Source organism: Streptomyces sp. NPDC107654, assembly GCF_055639035.1.
Genome location: NZ_JBVKBI010000014.1, coordinates 141,552 through 167,668, shown reverse-complemented (window position 1 = coordinate 167,668; position 26,117 = coordinate 141,552). Strand labels below are relative to the sequence as shown.

General features: G+C 73.6%; 20 protein-coding genes. 6 read left to right on the top strand and 14 right to left on the bottom strand.

Features of this window, described 5'->3' with window-relative positions:
* Nucleotides 1-5: 5 nt before the first annotated feature.
* From ACZ7N4_RS24555 to ACZ7N4_RS24535, 5 genes are all read right to left on the bottom strand, one after another.
* The gene (locus tag ACZ7N4_RS24555) at nucleotides 6-1,328 is read right to left on the bottom strand and encodes an extracellular solute-binding protein (protein ID WP_471361333.1); all 1,323 of its coding nucleotides are present in this window, start codon (nucleotides 1,326-1,328) and stop codon (nucleotides 6-8) included.
* Nucleotides 1,325-2,440, bottom strand: coding sequence for a hypothetical protein (locus ACZ7N4_RS24550; protein ID WP_471361330.1), 1,116 nt, complete (start codon nucleotides 2,438-2,440; stop codon nucleotides 1,325-1,327). Before ACZ7N4_RS24550 ends, ACZ7N4_RS24555 begins: the two co-directional genes overlap by 4 nt.
* Entirely contained in the window at nucleotides 2,437-4,044 is a 1,608-nt protein-coding gene (locus ACZ7N4_RS24545) for a VWA domain-containing protein (RefSeq protein ID WP_471361327.1), read from the bottom strand. Before ACZ7N4_RS24545 ends, ACZ7N4_RS24550 begins: the two co-directional genes overlap by 4 nt.
* Before the next feature lie 63 nt (nucleotides 4,045-4,107).
* Nucleotides 4,108-6,378 carry a serine/threonine protein kinase gene (locus ACZ7N4_RS24540; protein ID WP_471361324.1) on the bottom strand — a complete coding sequence of 757 codons (2,271 nt, stop codon included), beginning with the start codon at nucleotides 6,376-6,378 and terminating at the stop codon, nucleotides 4,108-4,110.
* A gap of 58 nt (nucleotides 6,379-6,436) precedes the next feature.
* A complete protein-coding gene (locus tag ACZ7N4_RS24535) occupies nucleotides 6,437-8,101 on the bottom strand; it encodes a trypsin-like serine peptidase (protein WP_471361322.1) in 1,665 nt (554 codons plus the stop codon).
* 159 nt (nucleotides 8,102-8,260) lie between these two features.
* Between ACZ7N4_RS24535 and ACZ7N4_RS24530 the strand changes: the two genes are divergently transcribed.
* Both ACZ7N4_RS24530 and ACZ7N4_RS24525 read left to right on the top strand, forming a co-directional pair.
* Nucleotides 8,261-9,115, top strand: a complete 855-nt coding sequence (locus tag ACZ7N4_RS24530) for a polysaccharide deacetylase family protein (protein ID WP_471361319.1) — start codon at nucleotides 8,261-8,263, stop codon at nucleotides 9,113-9,115.
* 75 nt (nucleotides 9,116-9,190) lie between these two features.
* Nucleotides 9,191-9,631: an SRPBCC family protein gene (locus tag ACZ7N4_RS24525; protein ID WP_471361317.1), complete on the top strand. Its 441-nt coding sequence runs from the start codon at nucleotides 9,191-9,193 to the stop codon at nucleotides 9,629-9,631.
* 39 nt (nucleotides 9,632-9,670) lie between these two features.
* Here ACZ7N4_RS24525 and ACZ7N4_RS24520 read toward each other — a convergent pair whose 3' ends face one another.
* From ACZ7N4_RS24520 to ACZ7N4_RS24495, 6 genes are all read right to left on the bottom strand, one after another.
* Nucleotides 9,671-10,309: a LysE family translocator gene (locus ACZ7N4_RS24520; protein ID WP_471361466.1), complete on the bottom strand. Its 639-nt coding sequence runs from the start codon at nucleotides 10,307-10,309 to the stop codon at nucleotides 9,671-9,673.
* A gap of 304 nt (nucleotides 10,310-10,613) precedes the next feature.
* The gene (locus ACZ7N4_RS24515) at nucleotides 10,614-11,765 is read right to left on the bottom strand and encodes an XdhC family protein (RefSeq protein ID WP_471361314.1); all 1,152 of its coding nucleotides are present in this window, start codon (nucleotides 11,763-11,765) and stop codon (nucleotides 10,614-10,616) included.
* Nucleotides 11,766-11,809: 44 nt separating this feature from the next.
* Nucleotides 11,810-13,267: an NCS2 family permease gene (locus tag ACZ7N4_RS24510; RefSeq protein ID WP_471361312.1), complete on the bottom strand. Its 1,458-nt coding sequence runs from the start codon at nucleotides 13,265-13,267 to the stop codon at nucleotides 11,810-11,812.
* Nucleotides 13,268-13,479: 212 nt separating this feature from the next.
* Nucleotides 13,480-15,864 carry a xanthine dehydrogenase family protein molybdopterin-binding subunit gene (locus ACZ7N4_RS24505; RefSeq protein ID WP_471361310.1) on the bottom strand — a complete coding sequence of 795 codons (2,385 nt, stop codon included), beginning with the start codon at nucleotides 15,862-15,864 and terminating at the stop codon, nucleotides 13,480-13,482.
* Between the two features lie 2 nt (nucleotides 15,865-15,866).
* Entirely contained in the window at nucleotides 15,867-16,448 is a 582-nt protein-coding gene (locus ACZ7N4_RS24500) for a (2Fe-2S)-binding protein (protein WP_471361307.1), read from the bottom strand.
* Nucleotides 16,448-17,341 (bottom strand): FAD binding domain-containing protein, encoded by an 894-nt coding sequence (locus tag ACZ7N4_RS24495; RefSeq protein ID WP_471361305.1) that lies wholly within the window; start codon nucleotides 17,339-17,341, stop codon nucleotides 16,448-16,450. Before ACZ7N4_RS24495 ends, ACZ7N4_RS24500 begins: the two co-directional genes overlap by 1 nt.
* A 342-nt stretch (nucleotides 17,342-17,683) precedes the next feature.
* Here ACZ7N4_RS24495 and ACZ7N4_RS24490 point away from each other — a divergent pair, with 342 nt between their 5' ends.
* Nucleotides 17,684-19,357 (top strand): PucR family transcriptional regulator, encoded by a 1,674-nt coding sequence (locus tag ACZ7N4_RS24490; RefSeq protein WP_471361303.1) that lies wholly within the window; start codon nucleotides 17,684-17,686, stop codon nucleotides 19,355-19,357.
* A gap of 167 nt (nucleotides 19,358-19,524) precedes the next feature.
* Complete coding sequence (locus tag ACZ7N4_RS24485; protein WP_471361301.1) at nucleotides 19,525-20,289, top strand: hypothetical protein; 765 nt, start codon at nucleotides 19,525-19,527, stop codon at nucleotides 20,287-20,289.
* Nucleotides 20,290-20,409: 120 nt separating this feature from the next.
* Here the strand turns inward: ACZ7N4_RS24485 and ACZ7N4_RS24480 are convergent, their stop codons facing one another.
* Complete coding sequence (locus ACZ7N4_RS24480; RefSeq protein ID WP_471361299.1) at nucleotides 20,410-21,192, bottom strand: GntR family transcriptional regulator; 783 nt, start codon at nucleotides 21,190-21,192, stop codon at nucleotides 20,410-20,412.
* Nucleotides 21,193-21,371: 179 nt separating this feature from the next.
* Here ACZ7N4_RS24480 and ACZ7N4_RS24475 point away from each other — a divergent pair, with 179 nt between their 5' ends.
* Nucleotides 21,372-22,214: a (2Fe-2S)-binding protein gene (locus ACZ7N4_RS24475; protein WP_471361297.1), complete on the top strand. Its 843-nt coding sequence runs from the start codon at nucleotides 21,372-21,374 to the stop codon at nucleotides 22,212-22,214.
* Between the two features lie 228 nt (nucleotides 22,215-22,442).
* The gene (locus ACZ7N4_RS24470) at nucleotides 22,443-23,483 is read left to right on the top strand and encodes a DUF2637 domain-containing protein (protein ID WP_471361294.1); all 1,041 of its coding nucleotides are present in this window, start codon (nucleotides 22,443-22,445) and stop codon (nucleotides 23,481-23,483) included.
* 105 nt (nucleotides 23,484-23,588) lie between these two features.
* On the opposite strand, the gene ACZ7N4_RS24465 is transcribed toward ACZ7N4_RS24470, so the two are convergent.
* Nucleotides 23,589-24,032 (bottom strand): ATP-binding protein, encoded by a 444-nt coding sequence (locus tag ACZ7N4_RS24465; RefSeq protein WP_471361291.1) that lies wholly within the window; start codon nucleotides 24,030-24,032, stop codon nucleotides 23,589-23,591.
* Nucleotides 24,033-24,348: 316 nt separating this feature from the next.
* A complete protein-coding gene (locus tag ACZ7N4_RS24460) occupies nucleotides 24,349-26,091 on the bottom strand; it encodes a pyruvate dehydrogenase (RefSeq protein WP_471361288.1) in 1,743 nt (580 codons plus the stop codon).
* Between the last annotated feature and the right edge of the window lie 26 nt (nucleotides 26,092-26,117).

The window sequence follows — 26,117 nt, the reverse complement described above, 5'->3', positions numbered from 1 at the left end:
GTCGGTCAGTCCGGCGGGTGGTCGCAGACCGACGGCAGCCAGGTCAGGCCGCCGGTGTTGCTGAGGGTTTCCAGGGAGCGCAGCAGGGCGTCCAGGTGGTCGCGGTGGGCGAGGAACTCGATGGTCGCCTCGGCGAACGCGTCGCGCACCGCGGGCGGCATCGCGTCGGAGGCGTCGAAGCAGTGCGCCTCCCCCGGGTCGCGGAGGGCGCGGGCCAGCGGGAGGCGCCAGTCGGAGTCGGGGTCACCGGGACCGGGCTCGACGTCGGTGTGCACGGAGAACCCCGACTCCCTGGCCGCCCAGGCGCGTTGGGCGTCGGCGGAGGCCAGGTGGCGGATCAGTGTCCTGGCCTCCGGGGTGGTGTGCAGCAGGGCGACCAGGTCGCCGGATACCTCCCAGGCGCGGTTGGCGGGGGTCCCGACGAGCAGCGGGGCGGAGGGGGACCAACGGCCGTGGGCCAGCCGCCAGGCGTGCCGGCCGCGGATGAAGGAGGCCTGGTGCTCCAGGGTGCAGCCCCGGGGCTCCGTGGTGACCAGCTTCGACACGTCGCCGAACGGGGTCTTCAGTGACCGTCGGACGAGATCCGGGTCGCCGCCGGCGTCGACGAGGTCGCCCCAGGTGGTCCAGGCGTCCTTCACCTGCTTCGACCGCCAGGACAGATCGCCGCGCGCCCACTGTTCGTAGACCTTCGGACCGTACCGCTGGAGCAGGATGTCCTCGATCCAGTCGGTGCCGGGCCAGCCGCTGGTGGCGCCAGAGCCCATGCCGACGCACCACTGGGCCGGTTCGTGCGCCGCCTGGCGGCGCTGTCGCTCACCGACGTCGCCCGGATACCAGACGATGCTCTTCAGGTCGGCCTTGAGCGGGAACCAGTACACGTGCCCGCCCGTCAGCGGCGTGGCCCAGGACCGGCCGAAGGCGCCGGTGTCCACGAGGTCTTCGAGTGGCAGCAGCTGTTTCTGCCGCGCGTAGTCGGCGAGTTCGCCGGGGCCGGTGAGCACCACCACGTCGGGCGGGGTGCCGGCCTCGACGTCGGCGCCGAGCACCTGGCTCTCGGCGTTGCTGCCCTGGTAGTCGACGTGGATGCGGTACTTCCGCTCGAACGGCTCGATGACCGCCCTCCGGAAGTTCGTCTCGTCGTCGCCGGTCCAGTTGGCCAGCAGGGTGACGGTCGGCTCCGTTCCGAGGACGCGCGCCCCCACCACCGCGGCCGCGGTGAGGAGGGCCAGGCAGCTCGCCACCACCGTGACCGTGCGGACCAGGCGGCGCGAGGGGCGGCGCCGGATGCCGGGGGCGGCCGTCGCGGGGCCGCCGGGGTGCGCGCTCACCGGGGCCTGAACCGGTAGTCGTCGATGTGCCGCCGCAGGCCCGTCTCGGCCAGTGCCATCAGCAGGACGCCTCCTGTCAGGATCCACACCGCCACCGCGGCGCGGAAGCCGGTGTGCGCGAGGTACGAGGCGGTGTGCCGCCCCGCGTCGGGGATGTGCGGCCCGGGCAGCGGGCGGTCGAGCAGGTGCCGGGTGTCCGTCATGCCCGCCTGGGTCCACACGGTGAAGAGCACCGCGGTGACGACTCCGGCCGCCGACAGGGCCAGTGCCGCGAGGAGTTGACGGTTGTAGCGGCGGCGGAACCGGTGCCGCAGGAAGAGCTGGGTCTCCAGCAGGGCGGCACCGAGGGCCAGGGTCAGCAGCAGGGTGACGCTCCAGCCGAGCCACAGCAGCGGGCCGAACGAGGTCTGCCGGTGCACGGCGGCACGCTGCTGCCGTTGCAGGAGCTTCAGCCGGTCCTGTATCCCCGAGCGCTTCTCCGTCAGGATGCTGGTGGCGTAGCTGAGATACGCCTCACGCAACACGCTGCCGTCGGGCTGGAGTTGGGATTGCTGGACCTTGACGGCGTAGACGGTGATGAGTCCGGCGACGGTCTGCAGGGCCTGGCGGCCCGCCGGTCCGCCGACGTCGTCGTCCGCGGCGGCGGCCGCCAGACTCTGCGCGGCGACCGAGATCTGCTTCTGGAAGTCGCTGGTCGGGGCCGGCGCGCCGGCGTCCCGCTGGGCCTGGTCGAGTGCGTACAGGGCGGTGTCGAGGGACAGCACGGCCGGGGCGCTGGAGGTGCGCAGCGGGTTCGCGTCGCCGTGCACGCCCTGGTACGAACCGAACAGGGACAGCGTGAGCAGTGCCGACAGCGTCAGCAGCAGTCGGTGGCGGACCGCGAGACCGCGGGCGGTCGTGCTGCCCCCGTCCGGCGGGCGCCGCCGGGCGCCGGGGAGCCGGGCGAGGAGGCGGGCGGGCAGGCGGGACGCCCGGGAGACGCGGCGATCGGCGGGGCCCTTCCGCGGAAGCGGCACGGAGGCGGAGGAGGGCGGGGGCGAGGACGGGGGCGTGGGCGGCCCGGCGACCGAACGGTGCTCCGCTCCAGGGGGCGTCCCCCTGCCGGTGCTCATGCGGGCGACCCCCTCAGCGGCCGGCCGCACTGGCCGCCGCAGTAGACGGATTCGGCGGGGCCGAGCCACTGGCAGACCGGGCACTCCACGAGCCCGTCGGGGCGGACGGGGAGGGCGGGATCGGGCGGGGCGGCGGGGTCGGGGGGCGGGCCGGCGCCGGGCCGTGCGGCGGCGCGGGCCGCGGCCGGATCCGCCGGCCGCGGTGGAGCCGGCGACGGCGAAGCCCCCGACGGTGTGGCCGTGTCGGGTTCCGGCGGGGTGGTGAGGGCGCTGGAGAGGATCAGGTGCTGCCAGTCGACGTCCTTCAGGCCGGTCCGGACCCGGCCGGTGCCCGGTGCCGCCTCGATCAGCCGGAGGGCGCCGAGCAGTTGGGTGTCGCCCAGGTCGCCGGCCAGCGCGAGGGCCCGGGCCAGTGCGCGGTCCGCCGCGTCCCGGCCGTCGGCCCCGCGCAGCCAGGCCCGGTAGGCGCCGACGACGGCGGCGCTCGCCTGCTGGTACAGCTCGTGCCGGCGGACCCCGGGATGCAGCACGGAGGAGGCGTCGCGCGGGTTGTCGGTCCAGCGCACCTCGACGGGCCTCGGATCGGGCAGCCGTACCGGCCGGACGAAGTCGGGTACGACGACCTCCACGGCGGCCAGCTGGAGGTCCTCGTCGGTCTCCCGGCCGGTCGGGTCGGTGGTCAGGACGACCTGGTAGTGCCGCACCTCGTCGCCCCAGGCGCGGGTGACGTACTCCACGCCGCGCCCGCCGGAGCCGGCCGGGACGGGCGGCAGTTCCTGTTCGCTCGGCACCACCTGTTTCACCTGGCGGATCACCGTGCCGGGGTTGGGGGTGATCCGGATCCGCAGTTCGGGCACCGCCGTGCCGAGCAGTCCCGCCATCACCTCCTCGTAGGCGGCGGTCAGTTCGGACTCGGCGCGGACGGCGCGGGCGCGGCCGTGCAGCCGCCGGGTGATGCGCAGCAGCAGTTCGGCGTCCCAGTCGTCGCCGATGCCCCAGGCGTCGCAGACGAACCGGCCCTCGCAGGCGTCGAGGGCGGTGTCCAGGGCCATGGCGGCCCGGTGGTCGTGTTCGTTGCGCCCGTCGGTGAGCAGCAGGACGTGCTTGACCGGGGCGGGGTGGTCCTTGAGCAGCCGCCGGGCGAGGTCGAGCCAGGTGCCGATGGCGGTGCCGCCGTCCGCGTCCAGGATGCGTACGGCGCGTTCGGCGGCCTCGCGTTCGGCGGGGCCGGCGACGGCGAGCACCTCGCTGCCGGGGCCGGGGTGGACCAGGGTGGCGTGGAACTGTCCGGCGAGCACGGCGAACGCGGTGCCGTCGGGCAGCATCCGGACCGCTGCGGCGGTGGCGTCCTTGGCGGCGTGCAGCTTGGCGGTGGGGTGCAGCATGGAGCGGGACGTGTCGACGATCAGCACCTCGGCGAGCGCGGGACCGGTGCCGGGCACGGGCGCGCCGGCGTGTGCCGGTCGGTCCCCGCCCCTGACCCCGATCTCCAGGATGGCGTGCATCTCCCGGTCCCGGGGGTGCCCGCCCGGGAGGGGGGCGACGGACAGCTCCTTCTCCTGGCTGACCAGGAGCGTCACCTCGGACTCCTCGGTCGTGGTCATCGGCGCCTCTCCCCTGGGTGGTCAGGCGGTGGTCGGGAAGTTCCCGAGGGTGGTCGGGCAGGTCTAGAAGGTGGTCATCGGCCGGACCGCGTGGGCCAGGTCGAGGAGCCGGCCGTGTTCCCCCGCGGTGCGGGCCTGGGCGGCCAGCTGCCGGAAGGACTGCTCCAGCCGGGTGCGCAGGCCGTCCTCGTCCCCGGGGCCGAAGAGGTCCCCGGGCGGGAGGCCGGGTTCCCAGCCCTGGGCGGGCCGGCTGTACAGGGCGTTCTCGCGGACCTCGGCGATCAGCCGGGCCCGGGACTCGCCGCTCGCCGCCCCGCCGTCCAGGCGCAGGTCGGGCAGCCGCCGGGCGGCGTCCCGGAAGCCGGCCGGGGTGGGCGGGTCGCCGTGCAGAATGCCGGCGCGGACGCGTACGGCGGCGATGCGGGCGGCGTCGTGGTGCCGGGAGGTCGCGGGGACCTCGTCGAGGACGCGCACGGCGGCGTCCCGGTCACCGTCGGCCAGATGGCCGCGGGCCAGGCCGAACGCGGCGGCGGTGTGCGCGGAGTCCCGTTTCCAGACGGCCTCGTAGTAGCGCATGGCCCGGCCCGGGCGCCCGGCTCCGGGACGGCCGGTGCGGGCGTGCTCGGCGCAGTAGCCGAGGGCGAGCTTGGGCACGTACTCGCCGGGCAGTGCCCGGTAGACGGCGTCGAAGCGGGCGCCGGCCAGGTCCACCTCGCCCTTGCTGAGGTGCAGGACGCCGTGGTGCCAGGCGATGCGCCAGTCGTGGGCGGCGCGTTCGCCGAGCTGGGTCTCGGCCTCGGCGAGCCAGTTCTCCGCCGCCTGCTGTTCCCCCTTCCTGAGGTAGGCGCGGCACAGCCAGAGCGCGGTCTCGGGGGTGCCGAGGCGGGATTCGCGGGGCCACTGCCGGGCGACGCGGTCGGGGGCGTCGGGCGGGAGGGTGTCCAGCAGCAGGGCGGCGCCGTCCTCCGGGTCGGGCACCGGCTCGGGCAGGGCGCCGGCCGCCTCGGCGGCGACGGGGGGCGAGACGTCCAGTGCGGCGGGCCGCTCGCCGGGTCGGCCGGTCCAGTGGTCCAGGGCGGGGATGGCGCCGAGCCCGGCGTCGAGGCTGGCACCGGAGGCGCGGAACCGGGTGGAGCTCTCCGGCAGCTGCTCGCCGAACTGGAGGGAGCGGAACTCGCGGAGCACCTCCCACAGTTGGCGGGACATCTCGGCCGCGGAGCGGAACCGGGCGCCGGGTGCCCTGTGGGTGGCGCGGTCGACGAGGCGGCGGAAGGAGTCGGGCGCGAGGCCGCGGGCGGGCTCGGTGTCGCGGGCCAGGGCCTGGAGGGTCATGCCGACGGTGTAGAGGTCGCTGTCGACGTGCCAGCCGCGCCGGTCGATCTCCTCCTTGGGCGGGGCGAAGCCCTCCGTGTAGACGTAGGCGGAGGCGCGGTCGCCGATGGCGCGGGCGGCGCCGAGGTCGACGACCTTGATCGCCCGGCCGAAGTGGACGACGTTGGCCGGCTTCATGTCGCAGTAGAGCAGGCCCCGTTCGTGCATGTACTCCAGCGCGCCGAGGATCTTGCAGCCGTAGGTGAGGACGTGGTCGAGACGGGGGCGGCCGTGGAAGATCCGTTCGGCCTCGTCGTCGTCGAAGAGCTGCTGGAGCGAGCGCCCGCCGATGTAGTCCATGACCAGGTACCCGGTGAGCGAGCCGTCGAGGGCCGGGTGTTCGGCGTAGGTGACGATGCGGACGATGTCGGGGTGGTGCAGGTGGGTGAGGGAGCGGCGCTCCTCGACGGCGGAGCGGCGGGCGAGGGCGTCGTGCACGTTCATCTGGCCCTTGAGGACGACCCGGTAGCCGTCGGCGCGGGTGTCCTCGGCGAGGTAGACCCAGCCGAGGCCGCCGTGGGCGAGACAGCCGAGCACTTTGTAGTGGCGGTCGACGACGTCGTCCTTCTCCAGTTGGGGCCGCAGGTCGTAGCGCGTGCCGCAGCGGGGGCAGCGGCCGGTCGGCAGGCCGGACTGGCCGCCGTAGCCGACGCCGATGGTCACGGTGCAGCCGTTCGCGTTGCAGCGGCGGCCCCCGGTGGGCGGGCGGGGGTTGTCGACGAGCACCTTGCCGGGTTCGGCGATCTCGGGCAGCACGACCAGTCCGTGCTGGTCGAGTTCGCCGAGTCCGGCGACGGCGTGCACGGCGGCCGGGCCGGTGGTCTCCTCCGCGGTACCGGCCGTGCCGGCGGTGGGCCGGACCGGCGGCGCGGTACGCGGCTCGGCGTGCCGGTGGCCGCAGGTGTCGCAGTAGCGGGTGGCCATGATGTGGCCCGCGCAGCCGGGCCGGACGCACGAGGTCATGGGACACGCTCCTTGCCGGGCCGGGTGGCGAGGGGATCCCCGGGCCGCGCGCGCGACGTCACGAGGCGTCCTCCTCTTCGGGTGGGGTGGTGGAGCAGAAGGCGACGAAGCGTTCGACGGCGGCCTCGGCGCACTCGATGTCGCAGGGGGTCTGCCGCAGGACCGACACGGCGTGCTCGTAGAGCCGGTAGGCGGCCATGACGCGGTCTCCGTGCGCGGCGGCCCGCTGCCGGCACAGCGGCCACTCCGCGCCGACGCGGCCGAGGAGTTCGTCGCGGCGGCGCAGCCGGACGTCGAGCAGGCCGATCGCCTCCTCCAGGCGCCGCCGGCGGCGGTCGGCGGCGAGCTCGAAGGCGAGCAGCAGGTCCGCGCCGCCGGGGTCGCGTTCCTGCTCGGGGCCGCGGGTGATCCAGGTGCGCAGCATCCGGCTGCGCCGCACCCCGGCCTCGGCCCGGTCGAGCAACGGCAGGGTGCCGGGCGCGGGCAGCACACGGCTCCGGCTGAGGTCGAGGGCCGGCCCCAACTCGTCGGTGATCCGCTGGAGTTCGATCTCCAGACGGGCCCAGCGGTCGCGCAGCGGGCGGTGTACGAGGGTCTCGGCGGCCCGGGTGACGCGCTCGCCCGGGCGGCGGAACGCCAGCAGCAGCCGGGCGCCGTGCCGGGCGAGCCGGTCCAGCAGGACGAGCAGGGCGTCGGGGTCGGCGGCCTCGTCGACGGCGACCAGGACGGCGGCGAGCGGGACGCGCAGGGAGCCGAGGCGTTCGGGCCGGGGGTCGTCGCGGATGCCGAGGCGTTCGGCGATCCTGTCCATGACCTCCGCGGCCGTCATCCCGCCCACGTCCAGGGCGAGGTCGTGGGCGCCGGCCGGCGGCACGGTCTCGGGCGGGTCGTGGCTGACGGCACTGGTGTTGCGGTGGGTGCGCAGTTCGCGGTCGGCCAGGGTGACGGCGCGTTGCAGGGTCCAGGCGCGGTCGCCGCGGGCGGGGACGACGGTGACGAGCACCGGGCAGCCCTCGCCGCGGAACCAGCAGGCGAGTTCGGTGGCGAACCGTACGTCGAGCCGGCCGGCGGCGGCGACGCCGGTGCGCAGCCGCGGGTCGACGGCCTCGGCGCCGTCGGTCCACTCGGCGACCTGCGGCAGATGTCTGAGGATCGTCTCGGTGGGGCTCATGTAGCTGAACACGGAGCCCGGTCCGTCGTCCACGCTGAGGACGATGCCGATGACCTGGTCGGTGGTGTGGTCGACGACGCCGCCGCCGCTGAAGCCGGGGGCGGCGAGTTCGCCGGGGGTGAGCGGGCGCAGCTGCACCTGGCTGTCCCGGCCGCGGGCGGCGACCAGGGTGGCGCCGTGCCAGCGCCCTCCGTCGTCGCCGTCCGGGAAGCCGTACATGCTGACGGGTCCGTGCGGGGCGGCGAGCCGGTAGAGCCGGGTGGTGTGTTCGGCGGGCAGCGGTGCGGACAGGCGCAGCAGGGCGAGGTCGCCGCTGCGGTCGCCGAAGGTGTCCTCGCGCTGGGGCACGTGTTCGTCGGGGCGCACGGAGGCGGTCACGGCGTCCAGTCCGGGGACGCCGATCAGGCGGACGGTGTAGCGGTGGCCGGGGCCGACGACATGGCCGGCGGTCAGGACCCGTTCGGGGGCGAGCAGTACGCCCGCGCCGAGGACGCGCCCGTCCGGTGTCTCGATGCGGGCGATCCAGGACGGTGTCCGTAAGCGTGATGCCACGACTCGCTCCCCCGTGCGCGTCATGGTCCCGAGGTTACTCCGCGTACCCGCCCGGTACTACTGATGTGCACGAGGTCGCCGTGTGAGGCCGGAAAAGAGGGTCCGCAAGCGAGACGGAAATCGAACAAGTTAGCTATACACACGGTGTATAGTCCGGGCATGCCTCTTTCGACCGACACGATCTCGACGCCGACCGACGCGCCCCGCCCCCGCCGCCAGGGCGGGGCGAACAGGAAGATGCGCGCAACGGGCCGCCGGTTGCGTGGCTGGGCGCTCGCGTCCGCCGCGGCCTGCCTGGCGTTCACGCTGACCGGCTGCGCCGAGGTCGACACGACGGCACCGAGCACCGCCCGCGCCGAGGCGGCGAAGGGGGCGCACGGGGCGCCGGCCCGGTTCGGCACCGTCGACTGCCGCGAGGCCAAGTGCATCGCGCTCACCTTCGACGCGGGGCCCAGCGAGAACTCGGCTCGGCTGCTCGACATCCTGAAGGAGAAGAAGGTCCCGGCCACCTTCTTCCTGCTCGGCAAGCGGCACATCGAGAAGTACCCGAAGCTGGTCGAGCGGATGGCGGCGGAGGGCCACGAGGTCGCGAGCCACACCTGGGACCACAGGATCCTCACCCGCATATCCGACGCGCAGATACGCGAGGAGCTGAAGCGGCCCAACGACGCGATCGAACGGATCACCGGCCGCAAGCCGACGCTGATGCGCCCGCCGCAGGGCCGTACGGACGCCGACGTGCACGAGATCTGCAAGGAGCTGGGGCTGGCGGAGGTGCTGTGGAGCGTCACCGCCAAGGACTACACGACCAACGACTCGGCGCTCATCACCAAGCGCGTCCTCGACCAGTCGTCCCGGGACGGGATCATCCTGCTGCACGACATCTATCCGGGGACCGTGCCGGCCGTGCCCGGCATCATCGACGCGCTGAAGGCGCGCGGCTACGTGTTCGTGACGGTCCCGCAGCTCCTGGCACCCGGAAAGGCGGAGCCCGGGAAGGTGTACCGGCCGTAGCCACGGCGTCCCCGCCGCCGGTACGCGCCTTCAGCCGGGCGGTGAGCGAATGCCGGACGTGCCTACGATCGTGCCGTGCCCACCTTCTCCTTCGAACGTACGACCCCGCTCCCGCTCGACGTGGCGTGGCACCGGCTCACGGACTGGCCCCGCCACGCCGGCGCGGTCCCGCTGACCCGGATCAGCGTGCTCACGCCCGCCCCGACCCGCGAGGGCACCCGCTTCGTGGCCCGCACGGGTCTCGGCCCGCTCGCCTTCGACGACGTCATGGAGGTGACGGTCTGGCGTCCGCCGACCGCCGGCGAGGGCGGCCTGTGCCGGCTGGAGAAACGCGGCCGGGTGGTCCTGGGCTGGGCGGAGATCGAGGTCCGCGCGGGCGCCGGCGGCCGCACCCGCGTCCGGTGGCGCGAGCACCTGCGCGTCCGGCTGCTGCCCGCCGCCTTCGACGGCGTCCTGAAGGCCGCGTCGCTCCGTCTGTTCGGCCGCACGGTGAACCGACTGCTGAGGCAGGGGTGAGAAGCCCCCGGCCACCCGTCCGGTCCCGCGCGCGGGTCGTCAGTCCTTGCGGCCCGTCAGCGCGACCGTGACACCCAGTCCGATCATCGTCAGACCGCCCGTGCCGCCGACCGCGGACAGGCGTCGGGGCGAGCGGGCGAACCAGTCGCGGGCGGCGGAGGCGGCGAGGCCCCAGACGCCGTCGGAGACCACCGCGATGACGTTGAAGACGACGCCGAGCAGCAGCATCTGGGCCGGGACGCTTCCGTGCTCCCGGTCCACGAACTGCGGCAGTACGGCGGCGAAGAACACCATCGTCTTGGGGTTGGCCACGCCGACCGCGAACCCCTCCCCCAGCGTGCGCAGGCCGCCGCGGGCCGGGCCGGACTCCGCGACCGCCGCCCGCAGCGAGCCGCGCTGCCGCCACGCCTTGACACCCAGGTACACCAGGTACGCGGCGCCCGCGAGCTTCAGGGCGGTGAAGACGAGGACCGAGCGCTCGACGACCGAGCCGATGCCGAGCGCCACGGCGACGACGAGTACGTACGCGCCGAGCGTGTTGCCGACGACGGTGGTCAGCGCGGCCCGGCGACCGTGCGCCAGGGCCCGCCCGACCACGAACAGCACGCTGGGGCCGGGCACCACGATGAGCAGGAAGGACAGGGCGGAGAAGGCCGCCAGCCGGTCCGGGGACAACACCATGCCGCCATGCAACACAACGTCGACCGCACCCCGCAACCACATTCCGGCCCTCGGGCGGGACCGACACCACCGGGCTGGACCGACGGGGCCAAGTCGGGGGAGCGCCGGCCCGGCCACGAGCGCGCCGGCCCGACCGTGACCCCGCCCTCCCCACCACGGCAGGGCCGGCCCGGCACGAGCCCGACGCCCCGACCACCACCGCGCCGGCCCGGGCCGAGCGCGTCGGCCAGGCCACGAGCGCGCCCGCCCGGCCACCGGAACGCCGGGCCGGTCGCGAAGTCGCCGCCCCGCCCCCGCGTCCTCAGGCCACCGAGCCGATCCGCCTCGTCGCCGGTGTCGTCGTGTCGTGGTGGATGGGGGTGTGCGCGCCGGTCAGCGAGGCTCCGCTGCCGCCGCGGCGGGCCGCGACGATCTCCGCCGCGATGGACAGGGCCGTCTCCTCAGGGGTGCGGGCGCCGAGGTCGAGGCCGATCGGGGAGCGCAGGCGGGCCAGCTCCAGTTCGGTGACACCGACCGCGCGGAGCCGCTCGTTGCGGTCGAGGTGGGTGCGGCGGGAGCCCATCGCGCCGACGTAGGCGACCGGCAGCCGCAGCGCCAGCTTCAGCAGCGGTACGTCGAACTTGGGGTCGTGGGTGAGGACGCACAGGACGGTCCGGCCGTCGACCTCGGTGCGCTCCAGGTACTCGTGGGGCCACTCGACGACGATCTCGTCGGCCTCCGGGAAACGGGCCCGCGTGGCGAAGACCGGGCGGGCGTCGCACAGGGTCACGTGGTAGCCGAGGAACTTGCCGATGCGGACCAGCGCCGACGCGAAGTCGATCGCGCCGAAGACGATCATCCGGGGCGCGGGGACGGAGGACTCCACCAGGACGGTGAGCGGGGCGCCGCAGCGCGAGCCCTGCTCGCCGATCTCCAGCGTGCCGGTGCGGCCCGCGTCCAGGAAGGCGCCGGCCTCGGCCGCGACCGTGCGGTCCAGCTCGGGGTGGGCGCCGAAGCCGCCGTCGTAGGAGCCGTCGGGACGGACCAGCAGGGCCCGGCCGCGCAGCTCGGCGGGGCCCTCGGCGATCCGCGCGACCGCCGCCGGCTCCCCACGGACGGCGGCGGCCAGCGCGGTCGCGAACACCGGCCGGGCGGGACCGTCCGCCCGGACCGGGGTGACGAGGATGTCGATGACGCCGCCACAGGTCAGGCCGACGGCGAAGGCATCCTCGTCGCTGTAGCCGAAGCGCTCCAGGACGGTCTCGCCGTCCTCCAGCGCCTGCCGGCACAGCTCGTACACGGCGCCCTCCACGCACCCGCCGGAGACCGAGCCGATCGCCGTGCCGTCGGCGTCCACCGCGAGGGCGGCGCCGGGCTGGCGCGGGGCGCTGCCGCCGACGGCCACCACGGTGGCGACGGCGAAGTCACGGCCCTGCTCGACCCACCGGTTCAGCTCCTCGGCGATGTCCAGCATCTGTCGGTCTCCTTGCGCGGGTTGAGGGAACGGGGGACGGGCGCCTAGCGGACGCCCAGCCAGGTCTCGATCGGATGGAGGGCGAAGTAGATCAGGAAGACGACGGTCAGGCCCCACATGAAGGCGCCGATTTCGCGGGCCTTGCCCTGTGCCGCCTTGATGGCGACGTAGGAGATGACGCCCGCGGCGACACCGGTGGTGATGGTGTACGTGAACGGCATCAGGACCACGGTCAGGAAGACCGGGATGGCGGTCGCGCGGTCGGCCCAGTCCACGTGCCGGGCGTTCATCAGCATCATCGCGCCGATGACGACCAGGGCGGCGGAGGCGACCTCCTGCGGGACGATCGCGGTGACCGGGGTGAAGAACAGACAGGCCGCGAAGAACAGTCCGGTGACGACGGAGGCGAGGCCGGTGCGGGCGCCTTCGCCGACGCCGGTCGCCGACTCGATGAACACGGTCTGGCCGGAGCCGCCCGCCACGCCGCCGATCGCGCCGCCGGCCCCGTCGATGAACAGCGCCTTGGACAGGCCCGGCATGCGGCCCTTGTCGTCGGCGAGGTTCGCCTCGGTGCCGACGCCGATGATGGTGGCCATCGCGTCGAAGAACCCGGCGAGCACGAGGGTGAAGACGATCATGCCGATCGTCATCGCGCCGACCCTGCCCCAGCCGCCGAACTCGACGTGGCCGAAGAGCGAGAAGTCGGGCATCGAGACCGCGCCGCCGTGCAGCTCGGGTGCGCCGTTGGCCCATTGACCGGTGTCGATGACGCCGAGCCCGTTGAGGACGGCGGCGACGACGGTGCCCGAGACGATGCCGATGAGGATGGCGCCGGGGACGTTCCGGGCCTGCAGCATGAAGATCAGCAGCAGCGTGCCGGCGAAGAGCAGCACCGGCCAGCCGACGAGTTCACCGGCGGGGCCGAGACTGAGCGGGGTGGCCTTGCCCTGGTGCACGAAGCCGGCCTTGTAGAAGCCGATCAGGGCGATGAACAGGCCGATGCCCATGGTGATCCCGTGCTTGAGCGCGAGCGGGATCGCGTTCATGATCATCTCACGCAGGCCGGTGACGACCAGCAGCATGATGACCACGCCGTACATCACGCACATGCCCATGGCCTGCGGCCAGGTCATGTTGGGGGCGACCTGCGAGGACAGGACGCCGGAGACGGAGAGGCCGGCGGCGAGGGCGAGCGGCACCTTGCCGACGAAACCCATCAGCAGCGTGGTGAAGGCCGCCGCGAACGCGGTCGCGGTGATCAGCGCCTTCTGGCCGAGCGTGTCCCCCGCCGCGTCCTTGCCGGACAGGATGAGGGGGTTGAGCAGGAGGATGTACGCCATCGCCATGAAGGTGGTGATGCCGCCGCGCACCTCACGCGCGACCGTGGATCCTCTTCTGGATATGTGGAAGTACCGGTCGAGCCAGGACCGTCCTGCCGGGACGCGGCTGCCTTCGCCGGCGTCCTCCGCTGCGGTCCTGGGCTCCACTGACTGCTGGGTCATGGTGCCATCTCCCAAGGTTCAAAGGGGCACCCGTACGACTTCCCTGTGGGGTACGGGATTTGGGGAATGGACGACCCGGGGGACGGCCCGAGACGAACCTGTTTCCTGGTACTTCAAGGACCGCGAGCGGAGCGGAACTCAAAGAGGGGTTTCTCCGGGCGGCGCGTGGAGTGTGTGACGTTCCCTGCGCCGCCCGGAGAGCTGTGGGGGTGTTACGCGGTGCCGGTGAGGTGCTCGGGCCGTACGGGAGTGCGGTCGAGCTCCAGCCCGGTCGCGTTCCGGATCGCCGCGAGGACGGCCGGGGTGGACGACAGGGTCGGCGCCTCGCCGATGCCGCGCAGCCCGTAGGGGGCGTGCTCGTCGGCGAGTTCGAGCACGTCGACCGGGATGGTCGGCGTGTCGAGGATGGTGGGGATCAGGTAGTCCGTGAAGGAGGGGTTCCTGACCTTCGCCGTCTTGGGGTCGACGATGATCTCCTCCATCACGGCCACGCCCAGGCCCTGGGTGGTACCGCCCTGGATCTGGCCGATGACGGAGAGCGGGTTGAGCGCCTTGCCGACGTCCTGGGCGCAGGCCAGTTCGATGACCTTGACCAGGCCGAGCTCGGTGTCGACCTCGACCACCGCGCGGTGCGCGGCGAAGGAGTACTGGACGTGTCCGTTGCCCTGGCCGGTGCGCAGGTCGAAGGCCTCGGTCGGCCGGTGCCGCCACTCCTCCTCGACCTCCACGGCCTCGCCCTCCAGGACGTCGGCCAGGTCGGCGAGGACCTCGCCGGCGTCGGTGACGACCTTGCCGCCCTCCAGCAGGAGCTCGGCGGTCGCCCAGGCCGGGTGGTAGGAGCCGAACTTGCGCCGGCCGATCTCCAGGACCTTCTCCCGGACGATCTCGCAGGCGTTCTTCACGGCGCCGCCGGTGACGTAGGTCTGCCGGGAGGCCGAGGTGGAGCCCGCGGAACCGACCTGGGTGTCGGCCGGGTGGATGGTGACCTGGGTGACGCCCAGCTCCGTGCGGGCGATCTGGGCGTGGACGGTGACACCGCCCTGGCCGACCTCCGCCATCGCGGTGTGCACGGTGGCCACGGGCTCGCCGCCCACGACCTCCATGCGCACCTTCGCGGTGGAGTAGTCGTCGAAGCCCTCGGAGAAGCCGACGTTCTTGATGCCGACCGCGTAGCCGACACCGCGTACGACGCCCTCGCCGTGCGTGGTGTTGGACAGACCGCCGGGCAGCTGCCGTACGTCGGCGCCCTCGCTGGACTCCCACTGGCGCTCGGGCGGCAGTGGCATCGCCTTGACGCGGCGCAGGAGGTCGGCGACGGGGGCGGGCGAGTCGACGGGCTGGCCCGTCGGCATGATCGTGCCCTGCTCCATCGCGTTCAGCTGCCGGAACTCCACCGGGTCCATGCCCAGCTTCTTCGCCAGCTTGTCCATCTGCGCCTCGTAGGCGAAGCAGGCCTGGACCGCGCCGAAGCCGCGCATGGCGCCGCAGGGCGGGTTGTTGGTGTAGAGGGCGATGGCCTCGATGTCCACGTCGTCGATCACGTACGGGCCGACGCTCAGCGAGGAGGCGTTGCCGACGACCGCCGGGGAGGCGGAGGCGTAGGCGCCGCCGTCCAGGACGATCCGGCACTTCATGTGCGTGAGCTTGCCGTCCCTGGTGGCGCCGTGCTCGTAGTACAGCTTGGCCGGGTGCCGGTGGACGTGCCCGAAGAAGGACTCGAACCGGTTGTAGACGATCTTCACCGGCTTGCCGGTGCGCAGCGCCAGCAGGCAGGCGTGGATCTGCATCGACAGGTCCTCGCGGCCGCCGAAGGCGCCGCCGACGCCGGCCAGTGTCATGCGCACCTTCTCCTCGGGCAGGCCGAGGACGGGCGCGATCTGGCGCAGGTCGGAGTGGAGCCACTGGGTGGCGATGTAGAGGTGGACGCCGCCGTCCTCCTCCGGGACGGCGAGGCCGGACTCGGGGCCGAGGAAGGCCTGGTCCTGCATGCCGAAGGTGTACTCGCCCCGGACGACGACGTCCGCGCGCCGGGCGGCCTCGTCCGCGTTGCCGCGGACGATCGGCTGGCGGTGGACGATGTTGGGGTGCGGGACGTGCCCGAAGTGGTGGTCGTCGCGGCCCTCGTGGACGAGGATCGCGTCCGGGGCGAGCGCCGACTTCTCGTCGGTGACGACCGGGAGTTCGCGGTAGTCGACCTTGATCTTGGCGGCGGCGCGGCGGGCCGTCTCCGGGTGGTCGGCGGCGACGATCGCGACGGGCTCGCCGTGGTGGCGTACCTTGCCGTGCGCGAGGACCGGGGTGTCCTGGATCTCCAGGCCGTAGTTCTTCACCTCGGTGGGCAGGTCGTCGTACGTCATGACGGCGTACACGCCCGGCATGGCGAGGGCCTCGGAGGTGTCGATCGACACGATCTCGGCGTGGGCGACGGTGGAGCGCAGGATCTGCCCCCACAGCATGTCCTCGTGCCACATGTCGGACGAGTACGCGAACTCGCCGGTGACCTTGAGGGTGCCGTCCGGACGGAGCGTGGACTCGCCGATACCGCCCTTGGTGCGGTAGCCCTGCGTGATCTTCGTAGGAGCGCCGTTGGCCGGCATGGTCAGACCCCCTCGGACTGGCGGGCGGCCGCCAGGCGGACCGCGTCCATGATCTTCTCGTAGCCCGTGCAGCGGCACAGGTTGCCCGACAGCGCCTCGCGGATGTCGGCGTCGGTCGGGTTCGGGTTGCGCTCCAGCAGCTCGTCGGAGGCGACGAGCAGGCCCGGGGTGCAGAAGCCGCACTGGACGGCGCCGGCGTCGACGAACGCCTGCTGGACGGGGCTCAGTTCGGTGCCCTCGCCGGTCTGCGAGTCGGTGCCCTTGGCCTGCCACTGCTGGGCGTCCTGGAGGGTCGTACCGCAGGCGCCGGTGGCGCACCCGCCCTCCGCGCGCTGCTTGGCGAAGTCCGCCAGCCCCTCGACGGTCACGACGTCCCGGCCCTCGACCTGGCCGGCCGCGACCAGGCAGGAGCAGACGGGCACGCCGTCCAGGCGCACGGTGCAGGAACCGCACTCGCCCTGTTCGCAGGCGTTCTTGGAGCCCGGCAGGCCGAGGCGCTCGCGCAGGACGTACAGCAGGGACTCGCCCTCCCAGACGTCGTCGGCCTCCTGCGGGCGTCCGTTGACGGTGAAGTTGACGCGCATCACGCAGCTCCCTCGGTGGTACGGCGGGCGCCGCGGTACGACTCCCAGGTCCAGGTCAGCGTCCGGCGGGCCATGACGCCTACCGCGTGCCGGCGGTAGCCGGCGGTGCCCCGGACGTCGTCGATCGGGTTGCAGGCGGCCGAGCACAGGTCCGCGAACTGCTTGGCGACCGACGGGGTGATGATCTTCCCGTTGTCCCAGAAGCCGCCCTCCTCCAGGGCCGCGTTCAGGAACTCCTCGGCGGCCTTGGCCCGTACGGGGGTGGGGGCGGCCGAGCCGATGCCGGTCCGGACGGTCCGGGTCTCGGGGTGCAGGGCGAGCCCGAAGGCGCACACGGCGATGACCATGGCGTTGCGGGTGCCGACCTTCGAGTACTGCTGGGGGCCGTCGGCCTTCCGGACGTGCACGGCGCGGATCAGCTCGTCGGGCTGGAGCGCGTTGCGCTTGACGCCCGTGTAGAACGCGTCGATCGGGATGAGACGGGTGCCGCGGGCCGCCGACTCCACCTCGACCTCGGCGCCGGCCGCGAGGAGGGCGGGGTGGGCGTCACCGGCGGGCGAGGCCGTGCCGAGGTTGCCGCCGACGCCACCGCGGTTGCGGATCTGCGGGGAGGCGACCGTGTGCGAGGCGAGCGCGAGGCCCGGCAGCTCGGCACGGAGGCTCTCCATGATCTCGGTGTACGGGACGGAGGCACCCAGCCGTACGACGTCCTCGCCGACCTCCCACTCGGAGAGGTCGCCGATGCGGTTGAGGTCGAGGAGGTACTCGGGCCGGCGGTGGTCGAAGTTGATCTCGACCATCACATCGGTGCCACCCGCAATCGGCACAGCGGTGGGGTGCTCGGCCTTCGCGGCGAGCGCCTCCTCCCAGCTGGCGGGGCGAAGGAAGTCCATGACCGGCTCTCTTCTTCGTCTCGTGAGTCGTACAGATTGAGCCAATCCGTGTGCGGCGGGCCCGGCTCGTTACGTGCTGTTAACGCGGAGTGGACTCAGTACACCGCTCTGTGCTCCGGCGGGGTCAGTCACCGAAACCATGAAGGAGTTCGCTGGCCAGGCGGAGCATCTTGTAGATTCGTATGAACGGAGGACATCGGCAACCTCTCCGTTTTCCTGGGGAAACGCAGGTAACGGCACGGCGGGCCCGGTTTCCGGCCGGTGCGGCCCCTCGCCGGGTTCCCTCCCGGCCCCACTTCAAGATCCATCGTAGGTTTCGAGACAAAGAACGGCGGCGACGAGATGCGGCTGCGCGCACTGCTGGACACCGATGCGCTGGGCCTGCGGCTGCTCGGCGGCGAGGACGAGCTGGACCGCTCGGTACGCGGGGTCATGACCACCGACCTGCGCGACCCGAGCCGCTACCTCTCCGGCGGCGAGCTGGTGCTGACCGGCCTGGCCTGGCGCCGGGACGCCGCCGACTCCGAGCCCTTCGTGCGCATCCTGGTGCAGGCCGGGGTGGCGGCCCTCGCGGCCGGCGAGGCCGAGCTGGGCGATGTGCCGGACGACCTGGTGCTGGCCTGCGCCAGGCACCGGCTGCCGCTGTTCGCGGTGCACGAGTCGGTGGCGTTCGCGACGATCACCGAGCACGTCGTCCGGCAGGTCTCCGGGGAGCGCGCCGGCGATCTGGCGGCCGTGGTGGACCGGCACCGTCGGATGATGACCTCCGGCCCCGCGGGCGGCGGCCCGGACGTGGTCCTGGACCTGCTCGGCTCCGACCTGGACCTGCGCGCCTGGGTGCTCTCCCCCACCGGCCGGCTGATCGCCGGTTCCGAGGAGGCGGGGCCGGCGCTGCCCGCGGAGACCTGCGCGAAGCTCGCCGCCGAGCACCTGGCGGCCACCCGCACCGGCCGCCGCGGCCCCCACCGGGTCCAGCTGCACGGCGGCACGTACTCCCTGTTCCCGATCCGCTCCTCCGGCCGCTCCCCGCAGGCCGCCCGCGATGTGCGCGAGACGGTCCTGTCGGACTGGCTGCTGGCCGTGGAGGCGGACGCGGGCGACTGGCCCGGGGAGCGCCTGGACCTGCTGCAGGGCGTCACCCAGCTGATCGCCGTGGAGCGGGACCGCCGGGACGCGGCCCGCACGGTCCGGCGCCGGCTGGCCCAGGAGGTGCTGGAGCTGGTGCAGACGGGCGCCGCGCCCGCCGAGATCGCCGCCCGGCTGCGGGTGGCTGCGCCGGTGCTGCTGCCCGGGCTCGGGACGGCCCCGCACTGGCAGGTCGTGGTGGCCCGCGTGGAGTGGGACGGGGACGAGGTCGACGGCGGCCCGGTCGCGCAGTCCCTGCTGGAGGAGATGCTGGTCGACCCGCAGTCGACGGGCCCCGAGCCCTCCGACCGGATCGCCGTCGCGCACTCCGGCGGCGAGGCGATCGCCCTGGTGCCGCTGCCCGCGGTCGCCGCCGAGCACGACGGCGCGGAGACCGGGCTGCTCGCCGACGCCCTGCTGCGGTCGGTCCGGGAGCCGCTGTCGGCGGGCCTGGACGACGACGGCCGGCTCACCCTCGGGGTCAGCGCGGCCGTGCACTCCGCGGAGGGCCTGCGCGGCGCCCTGGAGGAGGCCCGGCACGCCCGCCGGGTCGCCGCCGCCCGCTCCGGCCGGGTCTGCGCGGCCGGCCACCAGGAGCTGGCCAGCCACGTCCTGCTGCTGCCCTTCGTCCCGGACGACGTGCGCCGCGCGTTCACGGCCCGGCTGCTGGACCCGCTGAAGGACTACGACCGCCGGCACCGGGCCGAGCTGATACCGACCCTGGAGGCGTTCCTCGACTCCGACGGCTCCTGGACCCGCTGCGCGACCCGGCTCCACCTGCACGTCAACACGCTGCGCTACCGGGTGGGCCGGATCGAGCAGTTGACGGGACGGGACCTGTCCCGCCTGGAGGACAAGCTGGACTTCTTCCTGGCCCTGCGCATGAGCTGAGGTCAGCGGGGGCGTGCGGCGGCCAAACCCGGTCACCCCCGCGCCCCACGACTTTGTGAACTCTTTCACCCACCCTCTTGGCCGGGCACCGCGATTGGTGCTGGAATGCCGCCACCACTCAACAGCTCGATGGCGCGCTCGGGGAGGGCAACGTGGCGTATACCGCCATGTCTGGTAACGGAACCACCGGTGACGATCCGCTCCAGACCGCGGTATGGCGGTTGCGTAGCCGGGCCTGCTGGGCCGACGCGGCGGCCCTGCTGCCCGCCGACCGGCCCGACCCGGCGTTGCAGCGGGCCGCCCTGCTGGCGGAACGGTGTCTGTACACCGAGCGGGGCTGGGAGCAGGCGGAGGACGCGCTGCGGACGGCGGAGGCGCTGGCGCACAGCGACGAGGAGCGGGGCGCCGCCGCGTGCGAGCGGGGCTACCTGGCGTACGCGGCCACCCTTCTCGGGGTGCGCGACCGGGCCGACGAGGCGCGGGCCGCGCTGGGCCGGGCGGCGGCGCTGATCCCTCCCGGGGCGGCGGGACGGCCCCTGCTGGACTTCCGGCGCGGGCTGGTGGCGCAGAACCTGGCGGGCGCCCCGCAGGCGGCCGGCGCCGCGTTCCGCCGTGCCCACGCGGGCGCCGCCGCGCACGGCGACGATCTGCTGCTGTCCTTCACCTGGCGGCACCTGGCGGGACTCGCGCTGCGGGAGGGGGAGCTGACCGAGGCGCGGTACGGTTTCGCCGAATCCCTGCGGATCCGGGAGGAGTTGGGGTACCTGGTCGGCACGGCGCCGGCACTGGCCTCGCTGGCCGACACGGAGGAGGAGCCGGAGGCGTCCCGGCTGCGCGAGGAGGCCCGCCGGCTCTTCCGGTTGCTGGGCGGGGTGCCCACGTGGCTCGCGCGACAGCTGGCACCGCCTGCGCCGGGGGCGGCGACGGCGTAAGGGGTGGGCGGCGGAGGGAGGCCGCCGGGTTCGTCGCCGGGTGCGGGTGTGCGGGGGTTGCTCGCGCGGTTCACCGCGTCCCTTCGGGGCGCTTCCCGCCCCCGGGCCCGCGGCCGGTTGTCAGTTCGCGCCGGCGAAGTGCTCCCCCACCAGCCCCCGCACCACGTCCACGTCCCCGGCCGCCAACGCGTCCAGCAGGGCCAGGTGTTCCGCCGCGTCGGCGAGCAGCTCGGCCCGGCCCCGCCGTACCGGCGGCCACTGGGAGCGGCGGTGCAGGTCCTCGGCGATGCGGACCAGCTGCTCGTTGCCCGCGAGGGCGAGCAGTGCGCGGTGGAAGGCGCGGTCGGACTCGGCGTATGTCGCCGGGCAGCCGGAGGCGGCCGCGCGGACCGTCTCCTCCGCGAGCGGCCGCAGCTCGGACCACCGCTCGGCCGGCACCGTGCGGACGAGCCGCAGCATCACCGGCACCTCGATGAGCGCGCGCACCTCGGCCAGCTCGGCCAGCTCCCGCGCCCCGCGCTCGACCACCCGGAAGCCCCGGTTGGGCACGACCTCGACGGCGCCCTCCTGGGCGAGCTGCTGCATGGCCTCCCGCACGGGCGTGGCCGAAACGCCGAAGCGCTCGCCGAGCACCGGTGCCGAGTAGACCTCCCCGGGCTTCAGTTCGCCGGTGACGAGCGCCGTGCGCAGCGCGTGGAGGATCTGCCCGCGCACCGAGGAACGCTGCACCGCGGCTCGCTGCCCGGGGACCGGAGGCTCGTCGTGGGTGTGCTCGCCGCGTGCCGCGTCCGGCACCGCAGCGTCCCGCTCCCGGCCGCACTCCGCACCGCCCGCGGGCCGCCGCCGCTCCGGCGCCCGGGTGGCGACCGGAGTGCCCGGGGAGCCCTGCGCGCCCTGCTTCACGGGTCCTCCTGGCGGCTTGTCGGCACTTGGGGTCATTAACGACGGGTTGTCGCTTGTCCGTCAAGCACCTTAGGCGCACCGGGCGACAGTTCAAATTCCCACGATCGTGGGTAAGGTGAGCCTTACCTGTGCAGCCCAGTCCGTGATCACGGACGTGTCCGAGGACCGGTGGTTCCGTCATGCCCGCTGCGGCCTCGCCGCTCACCGCCGCGTACGACCGTCTCCGCGCGGCCTTCCCGGGCCTGACCGTGACCGAGCGGGGCCCGGACGAGCCGATGCCCGCGGGCGGGGGCTGGGTGGGCGCCGACGGGCTCGCCGCGGGCGGCGCGGAGCTGGACGCCTTCCTCGCCTGGGACGCGGCCCAGGTGGTGCGGGACCACGGCCGGCCGGCCCGCCCGGACGTCGTCGCGAGCTTCGGCCTGCACCGCTACGCCTGGCCGGCCTGCCTGCTGTTCACGGTCCCGTGGTTCCTGCACCGCCGCGTCCCCCGGCTGCCCGTGACCCACGTCCGCTACGACCGCACGGCCGGCCGGATGGCCGTGCGCCGCCCGGTCTCCCTCGCCTGCCTGCCGGGCGACCCCGCCGCCGCGCTGCCCGGCACCGTCGTCGTACCGGACGAGGAGGCGCTGCGGGCCGAGGTGCGGGCGGCCGTGGCCGAGCACCTGGAGCCGGTGTTCGCCGCGTTCGGCCCGCGGATGCGGCGGCGCGGGCGCGCGCTGTGGGGCATGGCGACCGACGAGGTCGTGGAGGGGCTGTGGTACGTGGCCGGGCTGTTCGGCGGACGGGAGGCGGAGCGGGCCGTGCGGGAACTGGAGCTGCTGCTGCCCGGGGCGACCCGGCCCTACGCCGGTGCCGCCGGGTTCCGCACCCTGACCGGGCCGGACGGAACGCCGCACCCCACCCGGGACCGGGCGAGCTGCTGCATGTTCTACACCGTCCGCCCGGAGGACACCTGCGCCACCTGCCCCCGCACCTGTGACGGCGACCGGATCGCCCGACTCACCGCCACGGCCGCCGCCTGAGTGTCACACTCTCCCCGGGTGCCGCACGAAGTTCCCACGGAACCACCCGTCCGGGTAGTCTTATTCGAACTCAACTCCCGCCGGTCACGCGGCAGTTCGAGCAGAACGCCGTCCCGGGCATCCCCTTGCACCTCTATGGCGGCCTCTTGCCCCGAAACCGCCTGAGGCCCCTCGGGAGTGGGCCACTATGGCGGGCGTTACGCCCTATCCCAATGCAAGGGACCCCTGATGAGACTGACCGACATATCGCTGAACTGGCTGCTTCCGGGCGCCGTACTGCTCCTGGGGATGCTGGCGGCTGTGGCGGTGCTCGCGCGCGGCAAGCGCTCCTCCGGGGAGAACGCGAGCGCGGACGACTCGTGGGAGCGCAGCGAGGAGCGCCGCAGGCGCAAGGAGGCCGTCTACGGCACGGCCTCCTACGTGCTCCTGTTCTGCTGTGCGGCGGTCGCGGCAGCCCTGTCCTTCCACGGCCTGGTCGGCTTCGGCGAACAGAATCTCGGGCTGACCGACGGCTGGCAGTACCTGGTGCCGTTCGGCCTGGACGGCGCGGCGATGTTCTGTTCCGTCCTCGCGGTGCGCGAGGCCAGCCACGGCGACGCGGCCCTCGGCTCGCGGATGCTGGTCTGGCTGTTCGCGGCCGCCGCGGCCTGGTTCAACTGGGTGCACGCGCCGCGCGGCGCGGGTCACGCCGGCGCTCCGCAGTTCTTCTCCGGCATGTCGCTGTCGGCGGCGGTGCTGTTCGACCGGGCGCTGAAGCAGACCCGCCGGGCCGCGCTGCGCGAGCAGGGCCTGGTGCCGCGTCCGCTGCCGCAGATCCGGATCGTGCGCTGGGTGCGGGCGCCGCGCGAGACCTACAAGGCCTGGTCGCTGATGCTCCTGGAGGGCGTGCGCAGCCTCGACGAGGCGGTCGAGGAGGTCCGCGACGACAAGCGGCAGAAGGACGAGGCCCGGCAGCGCCGGCGGGACCAGCAGCGGGTGGAGCGCGCCCAGCTCAAGGCGATCAGCCGGGGCCACCGCGGCTTCGCCGGCCGGGGATCCGGCCGCGAGGTCGAGGTGCAGGTGGAACGTGGGCCGGCGCCGGCGACCGCGGAGCCTGCCATATCGAGCGCGGAACAGCTGCCCGTCCGCGCCCGTCCCTCCCTTCAGCCGGTCCGCAGCGGGGCTGAACCGGTGACCGTCGACCTCACCGCCGAGGACGACACCATGGCACTGCCGCGCCTGGACTCCCTGGAGCGCAAGCTCAAGGACCTGGAGCAGCAGTTCGGCTGACCGCCCGACCCGCGGCGGGACCGCGGCACGGGACCGGGGGCGTGACCGCGCGGGTCACGCCCCCGTCCCGTTGCCGACCCGCCTCCGTTCCGCCGGTGCCGTGCCTCACGCCGCCTCGGCGCCGAGTTCGAACCACACCGCCTTGCCCACCCCGTGCGACCGTACGCCCCAGGCGTCGGCGAGGGACTGCACCAGCACCAGGCCGCGGCCGTGGGTGTCGTCGCCCGTGTCCGGGGCGCGCAGCTCGGGTCTGCGGGCCACGAAGTCCCGTACCTCCACGCGCAGTCCGCCGTCCTCCACGACCGCCGTGAGGACGGCGTCGTCGTCGGTGTGGACGAGGGCGTTGGTGACGAGTTCACTGGTGAGCAGTTCGGCGATCTCCGAGCGGCCCGGTTTGCCCCAGTGCCGCAGCAGTTCGCGCAGCGCCCGGCGGGCCTCCGGCACCGCCCTGAGGTCGGCCCGGCCGAGCCTGCGCCTCAGGCGCCGCGCGTGATCGGTGATGGTGTCGGTCTCTTCCCCCGCTGTCGCCGAGAAGGCCCCTGCAGTCATGGGACCGCCTCCTCGTGCCTGCCTCTTCATGACCCCCGCCCGCACGCCGCCGGTCCCTGTCCCTCCTGGTCGAACACGTTCACGGGGGATGCTTGCCCAGCGGGCTCCGGGGCAGTCCTGGCGTATGCCCGATCACCGGTGGTTCGGCCATGTCCGTACAAGGTCCCGCCCGGCCTCCCGGCCGCTCCCGACCCCCGCCCCTGGGTCCACGGACGCCGCTGTACGCCACCGACGCCCCGCGGCACCGAGCCGGAGGCCTCCGGTACCGGCTGCCGTCACATCGTCACGCGACGTGAAACTGGCCGAAATCATTCCTCTACGGCCGCGGTACGTTGCGCAGGTTGGAACGGGCCATCTGGAGCATCCGGCCCACCCCGCCGTCCAGGACGATCTTGGAGGCGGACAGCGCGAACCCGGTGACCATCTCGGCGCTGATCCTCGGCGGGATGGACAGCGCGTTGGGGTCGGTGACGATGTCCACCAGGGCCGGTCCCTTGTGCCGGAAGGCGTCCTTGAGCGCCCCGGCGAGCTGCTTCGGTTTCTCCACCCGCACCCCGTGGGCGCCGCAGGCCCGGGCGACGGCGGCGAAGTCGGGGTTGGGGTTGGCGGTGCCGTACGAGGGCAGGCCGGCGACGAGCATCTCCAACTCGACCATGCCGAGGGAGGAGTTGTTGAACAGCACCACCTTGACCGGCAGGTCGTACTGCACCAGCGTGAGGAACTCCCCCATCAGCATGGAGAATCCCCCGTCGCCGCTCATGGAGACCACCTGCCGGCGCCGGTCGGTGAACTGCGCGCCGATCGCCATCGGGAGCGCGTTCGCCATCGACCCGTGCGAGAACGAACCGATGATCCTGCGGCGGCCGTTGGGCGAGACGTACCGGGCGGCCCACACGTTGCACATCCCGGTGTCGACGGTGAACACGGCGTCGTCGTCGGCGACCTCGTCCAGTACGGCGGCCACGTACTCGGGGTGGATCGGGATGTGCTTGTCGACCTTCCGGGTGTACGCCCTGACCACGCCCTCCAGCGCGTCCGCGTGTTTCCTCAGCATCCGGTCGAGGAACCGCCGGTCCGTCTTCTCCCTCACCCGCGGGATCAGGCAGCGCAGCGTCTCGCGCACGTCGCCCCACACGGCCAGGTCCAGCCGGGAGCGGCGGCCCAGCACCTCGGGCCGCACGTCGACCTGCGCGATCCGCACGTCGTCGGGCAGGAAGGCGTTGTACGGGAAGTCGGTGCCGAGCAGGAGCAGCAGATCGCACTCGTGGGTGGCCTCGTAGGCGGCGCCGTAGCCGAGCAGCCCGCTCATCCCGACGTCGAACTTGTTGTCGTACTGGATGAACTCCTTGCCGCGCAGGGCGTGTCCCACCGGTGACTTGATCTTCCCCGCGAACTCCATCACCTCGGCGTGCGCGCCGGCCGTGCCCGCGCCGCAGAACAGGGTGACCTTCCCGGCCGCGTCGATCATCTCCACGAGCCGGTCGATCTCGGCGTCACCGGGCCGGACGGTGGGCCGGGAGGTGACGAGCGCGCTCTGCGCGGCCTTTTCCGGGGCCGGTTCGCCGGCGATGTCCCCGGGCAGCGACACCACGCTCACCCCGCTCCGCCCGACCGCGTGCTGGATGGCGGTCTGCAGCAGCCGGGGCATCTGCTTCGGGCTGGAGATCAGCTCGCTGTAGTGACTGCACTCCTGGAACAGCCGGTCCGGGTGGGTCTCCTGGAAGTAGCCGAGGCCGATCTCGCTCGACGGGACGTGCGAGGCGAGCGCGAGCACCGGGGCCATCGAGCGGTGGGCGTCGTACAGGCCGTTGATCAGGTGCAGGTTGCCCGGGCCGCAGGAGCCGGCGCAGGCGGCCAGCCGACCGGTGACCTGGGCCTCGGCACCGGCCGCGAAGGCGGCGGACTCCTCGTGCCGCACGTGGATCCAGTCGATGCCGGCGTTGCGGCGCACGGCGTCCACGACCGGGTTGAGGCTGTCGCCGACGACCCCGTAGAGCCGGCGCACCCCGGCGCGGACGAGGATGTCGACGAACTGCTCGGCTACGTTCTGTCTGGCCATACCCCCCATACAGGCACAGGGACCGG